We start from the raw sequence: 6,828 nt of genomic DNA, 5'->3' as shown, positions 1-6,828 counted from the left end.
TCGTCCCCAGACAGCGAGATCACCACGGCAGAAGGCCCAGGATGCGACACCATAAAAGGGTATCAACTTACCCTCGTGATTTGTGGCGCATCACACTAGAGTTCGTCGGGATCGACCCCAACACGGAGCACGAGGGCTCGCCCACCGTCTGGGTGGACAAGGAAGAGCGGGAGCTGGTGTTCCAGGGCTGGGAGGGTGGTGCCGAGTTGATCGAGCACATCAGCTCGACCAGCTGGGCCGAGGGCCATGCTCCCGGCATCCCCCAGGGCGAAGGGGTGTTCCGCATCCCGGCCCGCATGGTCCCGATCATCAGGAAGGCGTGCGATGACGCAGAACGTGCCGGACTTCTCTGACCTTCTGGCCGGCGCCCGGTACTCGGCGGTCCACCTGGAGATGCGGGACACCTATGCCGGGCAGGACAGCGGCCGGTTCGCCGAATTCCAGCGCACCGGTATCGCCGACCTGGACCCCGACTCGCCGTTCTGGACACCCTGGACGTCGATGATCCGGGAAGCCGTCGGCCGTGGTGTGGCGATCCGCCGGGCGCGAATCGTCTCCGAGCCCGTGACCGACTACGTCAGGTACGAGCACACCCTGACCGTGGCCAACGTGAGCATCGGCGAACACGTCCGCTGGCTGCCCCGCAGCCTGGCCTCGGACATCGCTCTGCCGGGCAACGACTTCTGGCTGTTCGACGGCAGGACCGTCCGGTTCAACCACTTCACCGGCACGGGGGCGTGGGCCGATCCGAGGGTGGAGATGCGCGAGGAGCCCGCCGTGGCGAAGCTCTGCACCGACGCCTTCGAGGCGGTCTGGGAGCGCGGCACCGACCACGAGAAGTACACCGTCTAACCCCACATCAGGACGACCGGCTCATGCCCTCCTCTCCCTCCTCCAGTGCCCAGGCGGCCCGTGTCGCCGTCGCCGCGCGTCTGCGCGAGCTGATGCTGGACGCCAGGCTCGAAGGGCGGGAGCTGGCCGTCCGGTGCGGATGGAACCCGTCCAAGACCTCACGCATCATCAACGCCAAGACACCCCCGTCCGACGCGGACATCAAGGCGTGGTGCCGGGCCTGCGACGCCGAGGACCAGGCCGCCGACCTCATCGCCACCTCCCGCGCGGTGGAGTCGATGTACATGGAGTGGCGCCGACTGCACCGCGCCGGGATGCGCAAGACCCAGGAGACCCTCCTGGCCGAGTACGAGCAGACGGCGCTGACCCGCGTCTACGTCTCCAACGTCGTCCCCGGCTTCTTCCAGACCACCGCGTACGCGACCGCCCTGCTGCGCATGATCCGGCAGTTCCAGGGCTACCCCGACGACGTCACCGAGGCGGTCGCCGCCCGTGTCGCCCGCAGCCGCTTCCTCTACGAGGGCGGCCACCGCTTCGTCGTCATCATGGAGGAAGCGGTGCTGCGCCACCGGGCCGGAACCCGGGAGACGATGGCCGGCCAGCTGCGCCATCTGCTCGCGGTGCTGCCCCTGCCTTCCGTCACCCTCGGGATCATCCCCGCCGGGGCCGAGCGCACCGTGTGGCCACTGGAAGCCTTCTATCTGCACGACAGCCGGCGCTCCGTCGTGGAAACCCTCACTGCCGAGATCAACGTGGTGCAGCCGCGTGAACTCACTGACTACGCACGTGCATTCGAGGAGCTGGCGAAAATGGCCGTCTACGGGCCGGCCGCGAAGGACATCATCACCGCGGCCCTCGCCGACTTCGCGTGAAAGCCTGCAATCGCATGCAACTGCGTTGAGCGTGCATGCCGTTACTCCCTACCGTCGATCCCGTCGCCCGCCGCGACGGACCGGACACCCGGCTCCTCGGCGGGCGATCCGGGGCCGCTGCGCGGGCCCGCCCCCCGTCGGGTCCGCGCAGCCGTCACCGCCGACGAGAGCGGAGTACCGCCGTGGCCGCGCACCCCGTAGACCGCCCACCGGCCGCGGCCGCCGAGGCCCCGGCACGTCCCGGCACAGCCGACCGCGTGGAGGCGCTGCTGCCCTACGAGCCGCAGTCCGCCGCCGCGGCCCGCCGCCTGGTGCGCACCGTCCTGCGGGGCTGGGAGCTGGAGGACCTTGTCGAGGCGGCCGAGCTCGTCGTGAGCGAGCTGGCCGGCAACGCCGCGAAGACCGGCTGCCGGCTGGAGATGACGGTCACCGTCGCGCGGATCACCGACCGGGCCGTGCGGATCAGTGTCCGCGACGGCTCCCGGATCCTGCCATGTCTGATCGACGCCGGTCCCGCCGCCCAGTGCGGCCGCGGCATGGCCCTGGTCCACCACCTCACCGGCGGCCACTGGGGTGCCACCCCCGAGCCGTACGGCAAGACCGTCCATGCCGATCTACGTGTCCGGCCGCCGGACGGCTGACGGCTGGCGCGTGCTCCGGGCCGCCACGGTCCCGCCGCCGGCCGTCCCCGGCCGGGGGCGTTGTGCTGTTCCCGCCCGCCGTACCGCCGGGGTGGGGGACCAACGGCGGATGACCGTCGATCTGACCGTGTCCGGCCGACCTGCGGCCGCAGGCGCCGGACGACGTCCGCCGGGCGTTCCGGGGGCCGGTTCTAGCGGACGTGGTTGATGAAGACGCGGGATCCGTCGTGGAGGTCGATGGTCGCTCCGTGGCCGACGGCGGGCGGGGCGGGGCGGGTGGAGTAGAGGTCGGCGGAGGCGATCTCGCCCGGGTCCGCCGCGAGCCACTGGGCGACGAGGGCGCGTTCGACGGTGGCGGGGTCGGCGGTGAGGTCCGGGGCCTCCATCGACGGTGGCTTCTCTCCCAGGACGGGAGCCGGGTAGTCCCCGCCGGCCAGGTTTTCGCCCGGGGCGCTTGTGACGGCGATCTGCCAGTGCGACGTGCGGCCGGCGGCCTCGACGGCGATCCCGAAGGGGTGGCTGGTGCGGCCGATGTCCGCGAACGTCCTCGCCGAGGCTCCGGGGAGTGCGGCCGCGGCGTCGAGGAGCATGTGCTGGACGCGGGCAGGGCGCATGGAGGGGTCCGTCCGTAGGCGGGGTCGGCGTCACGCTACCGGCCGCGGTCCCGGGTGCTCCCGAGGCGGCCGCGAGGCTGACGTTTGATCACTCCGGCAGCTTATCGAACAATAGTTCTATGACCGATTCCGTCCCCTTCTCCCGCCCGGCACGCCCGGTTCCCGTGCCGGGTGACGCCGAGCGGGCGCCGCGCGAGCCGATGACACTGCCCGGCGCCTCGCGGGATGTCCGCAGGTGGCGGCTGGTGGAGATCCGGCTCGGCGGCGAATGGCGGCAGGGGATGCTCACGGTCTGGCGCCGGCCGCCCGGCAGTGCGGTCTGGGTCGTCCACGTGCGGTGGGACGACGACGCGACCGCCAAGGGCGAGCCCTGGGGCTGGTTCGTGTTCGACGAGAAGACCGTGCGCCCGCTGCCCGAACCGAACGACCGGCCGCCCGTCCGGGCGCCGTTCCACGGGGTGTGGCGCGATGCGCTGACGGTGCCGTCCGAGCTCGCGGGTGCGCCCGACCCGGACGGGGCGGACCGGTGCTGGCGCCTGGCGTGGGTACGGGCCGGGGGAGGATGGCGTTCGGGCCTGGTCACGGCCCGCCGCCGCCCGGGGCCGGACGTGCCGTGGATCGCCTTTGTGCGCTGGGGTGAGGACAAGCAGAGCTCCTGGCTGCTCTACGACCCGGCCGCGGTGCGGATCCTGCCCCGGCCGAAGAACCGGGCACACCCGACGGACCTGTCGGGGCGGCGCCAGCGGGCGAGCGCGGACATCCGGAGCCGGGGGTGACCGCATGAGCGTCGCTGCCGCCCCGGACATGCCGGGGGCGGAGCCGGCCCTGCCCGTGCCCGACCTGGAGGAGGAGCGCAGACTCAGACTGGCGGACCTCCTGGAGGAGACCAGCCCGGCCACCCGCCGCGCGCGTATCGAGGCCGCGACCCGCCCGCGCAGAATCGCCCGGGCCGGGCCGATCGGCGCGCCGGTGTCCTCGTCGACGAGCACGATCCCCACCAGCCGCCCGCCCAGGCTCTGCCCGGTGCGCCCGCGCTCGGCCCACTGCAGCACCAGCCACCCGCCGCCCACCACCCAGAACCCGCCCGACAGCCGGAGACCGCGCCGGAGTCTTGCGCCTGGCCGTCGTGGTCGGCCGCAGTACGGCGCCGTGGGCCGGCTGTGGGCGGGCGAACCGCCTGGACGAGGACGGGCTGCTCTTCGTCGACGAGGTCGGCCCCGCCCGGCTCTGCGCCGCGACCGGCTGCACCGGTCGGCCATGGAACCGGGGCCGCGGAGCCAGAGCGGCACCGCGCTGACCGCCCCTAGGGCGTTTCTTTCCGATCATCGGATCGTTGGTCCGGTGTGCCGTTGACTGACGCGCAGTGGGCGCGGATAGAGCCGTTGTTGCCGGATCGGACGCCGAAGCGGGGCGGGCGGTGGCGTGATCACCGCGAGGTGATCGACGCGATCGCGTGGAAGTTCCAGAGCGGCTCGCAGTGGGTGCACCTGCCGGAGAAGTACGGCTCGTGGAAGGGCGTCTACACCCGGCTGCGGAACTGGGCGATCGACGGTACCTGGGAGCGGGTCTTCACCGCCCTGCTCGCGCAGGCGGACGCGGAGGGCGACCTGGACTGGGTCGTCGCGGTCGATTCCACGATCGTGCGCGCGCACCAGAACGCGGCCGGGGCCCGCCAAAAGGGGCCCCGGCCGACGAACCCGCCCACCACGCGATCGGGCGCTCCCGCGGCGGGCTGACGACGAAGATCCACCTCGCCGCGGACGGCCGTTGCCGCCCACTGTGCTTCCATCTCACGCCCGGCCAGGCCGGCGACGCGCCCGCCTTCGAGCACGTCATGGCCGCACTGCGCGTTCCGAGGCCGATCGGGCGGCCACGAACCCGGCCCCTCGTGGTCCTGGCGGACCGGGCCTACTCCTCGAGAGCCATCCGCGAACACCTGCGCAGACGCGGGATCCGGGCGGTGATTCCGCAGCCCGCCGACCAGATCGCCAACCGCAGACGCAAAGGCCGCCACGGCGGCCGCCCGCCGGTCTTCGACCGCGAGGCCTACAAGCAACGCAACACCGTCGAACGGTGCATCAACCGACTGAAGAACTGGCGCGGCCTGGCCACCCGCTACGAGAAGACCGCCACCGTCTACCAGGCCGGACTTCACATCGCCGGCATCTTCATCTGGTCTGCCCGCTGATCCAAAAGAAACGACCTAGCGGCCCCGGTTCCTTCGCCGGGGCGGGACGCGCCGCACAGGGTGTCTATGCGGGCAGCCACTGAGGCCACCAGGCGGGGATATTGCCGACCGAGCAGAGGCCGCTGTCGCTGACTGTTCCGGGGACGGTTCCGATCCAGGCGAATTGGAGCCAAGCCATCGCGATGAGGGCAAGCGCCGTCGCTGCTACGGGCGCCAGTGTGGATATTCCTCTCCGGTCCGATCTGCGGACGGCGGCGTGTGCGGTTCCGTAGGCGACAAGCGCGATAAATAACCCCGCGGCGATCGATAGGGGGAGTTCATAGTGCCGAATGCTGCCCCAATTCGCGTACTCGTCCTGGTACGAGCCGCAGTATCTGCGGGCCGCGTCCGAGAGTTTCCATGAGCCGGCTCCGCCGGCCAGTCCCATGAGGGTTACCAGGCAGCCTGGCGTGCAACTTGCTCCCGAAAACTTGTCCACCTCCCCAAGGACGCACGACGACGGGCCGCGGTTCCCGGACGGTGGAGAAGCTTTTCTGGACCGCCGGGCTGGGCGCCTGGCGGCGCACCAGGTTGGCATGCCCCAGGAAAAACTTCCCATCAATACACTCTTCACCTTGACTTTAATCAGGGCAAGTCGGGATCTGGGGCATATTTCAGCATGTTCAATTATCTGCCGCGCGTTGCCCTGGCCTCTTGGATCTAAACTCAAATAAACCGTTTAATTGAGATCGGGTGTGTGCGTATGGTCGATCGTATCCGGTGCGGGGTTCGGCCGGGCGGAAACTTCTAAATTCTGGGGAATGTATGAGGTTTGTTACGCGTGCGGAGTGGGGTGCCCGTCCGCCGGCGAACGGGCACCCCGAGGTCCTGACGAACAAGGGCGTCAAGATCCACTACTTCGGGTCGCTGTTCGTCGGGGTCGAGCACAGCCAGTGCCCGCGCAAGATGCGCGAGACCCAGGCCGAGCACATGGACGGGAACGGCTGGGCCGACATCGGCTACAGCCTGGCCGTCTGCCAGCACGGCTACGTGTACGAGGGCCGCGGCAAGAACGCGCAGAACTCGGCCAACGGGAACCCGGAGCTGAACCGCGAGCACTACGCGGTGCTGGCGTCGTCGGCAGTTCCATCATCACCGACCCGAGCAGCGTCCAGATCACCGGCATCCAGGACGCGATCGCCTATCTGCGCCGGCACGGCGCCGGCAACGAGGTCCGCGGCCACCGCGACGGCTACGCGACCCAGTGTCCCGGCGGCCCGCTCTACCAGCTCGTCCAGGCCGGCACGCTCGACCCCGGCACGCTCTACGACGGCGGCACCCACACCGTCCAGGTCGGCGACAGCCTGGAGAGCATCAGCCTGAAGTACAACATCCCGAAGATGTACATCATCGCCGTCAACAACCTGCAGGCCCCCTATGACCTGATGGTCGGACAGAAGGTCAAGGTTCCGGCCCGCGGGGTCAACCTCGGCGAGGGCGTGCCCGAGGGCGGTGACGGCGGAGGCGAGACGCCGACCCCCACCGGCTACACCCCCTTCCCTGGGACCGAGTGGTTCATGTCGAACCCGAACAGCCCGATCGTGACGGCGATGGGCCAGCGTCTGGTCGAGGAGGGCTGCGGGAAGTACACGAGTGGTCCGGGGCCGCAGTGGTCGCAGACC

General features: G+C 70.5%; 7 protein-coding genes and 1 pseudogene. 7 read left to right on the top strand and 1 reads right to left on the bottom strand.

The features are described from left to right. The first annotated feature begins 80 nt into the window (after positions 1 to 80). From ADK60_RS18725 to ADK60_RS18710, 4 genes are all read left to right on the top strand, one after another. Positions 81 to 353, top strand: a complete 273-nt coding sequence (locus tag ADK60_RS18725) for a hypothetical protein (protein WP_502687434.1) — start codon at positions 81 to 83, stop codon at positions 351 to 353. Then, positions 325 to 852: a DUF6879 family protein gene (locus ADK60_RS18720; RefSeq protein WP_053647415.1), complete on the top strand. Its 528-nt coding sequence runs from the start codon at positions 325 to 327 to the stop codon at positions 850 to 852. The genes ADK60_RS18725 and ADK60_RS18720 overlap by 29 nt, the downstream gene beginning before the upstream one ends. 23 nt (positions 853 to 875) lie before the next feature. Next, on the top strand, positions 876 to 1,724 hold the full coding sequence (locus tag ADK60_RS18715) for a helix-turn-helix domain-containing protein (protein ID WP_053647413.1): 849 nt from the start codon (positions 876 to 878) through the stop codon (positions 1,722 to 1,724). Positions 1,725 to 1,906: 182 nt separating this feature from the next. After that, positions 1,907 to 2,365, top strand: a complete 459-nt coding sequence (locus tag ADK60_RS18710; protein ID WP_053647411.1) for an ATP-binding protein — start codon at positions 1,907 to 1,909, stop codon at positions 2,363 to 2,365. Between the two features lie 191 nt (positions 2,366 to 2,556). Here the strand turns inward: ADK60_RS18710 and ADK60_RS18705 are convergent, their stop codons facing one another. Beyond that, on the bottom strand, positions 2,557 to 2,979 hold the full coding sequence (locus tag ADK60_RS18705) for a hypothetical protein (protein WP_159400486.1): 423 nt from the start codon (positions 2,977 to 2,979) through the stop codon (positions 2,557 to 2,559). 119 nt (positions 2,980 to 3,098) lie between these two features. Between ADK60_RS18705 and ADK60_RS46665 the strand changes: the two genes are divergently transcribed. The 3 genes and pseudogenes from ADK60_RS46665 to ADK60_RS41995 all read left to right on the top strand — a co-directional run. Further along, positions 3,099 to 3,755 carry a hypothetical protein gene (locus ADK60_RS46665; RefSeq protein WP_053647407.1) on the top strand — a complete coding sequence of 219 codons (657 nt, stop codon included), beginning with the start codon at positions 3,099 to 3,101 and terminating at the stop codon, positions 3,753 to 3,755. Between the two features lie 567 nt (positions 3,756 to 4,322). Next, positions 4,323 to 5,167 (top strand): annotated as a pseudogene (locus ADK60_RS42005) (IS5 family transposase). A gap of 932 nt (positions 5,168 to 6,099) precedes the next feature. Then, positions 6,100 to 6,828: LysM peptidoglycan-binding domain-containing protein (locus tag ADK60_RS41995; protein ID WP_159400484.1), on the top strand; the 729-nt coding region annotated here is incomplete at its 3' end.

Source organism: Streptomyces sp. XY431, assembly GCF_001279805.1.
In the GTDB taxonomy this organism is placed as follows: domain Bacteria; phylum Actinomycetota; class Actinomycetes; order Streptomycetales; family Streptomycetaceae; genus Kitasatospora; species Kitasatospora purpeofusca.
Note: the sequence above shows the minus strand (reverse complement) of the source record. Positions and strands in the feature narration are given on the sequence as shown.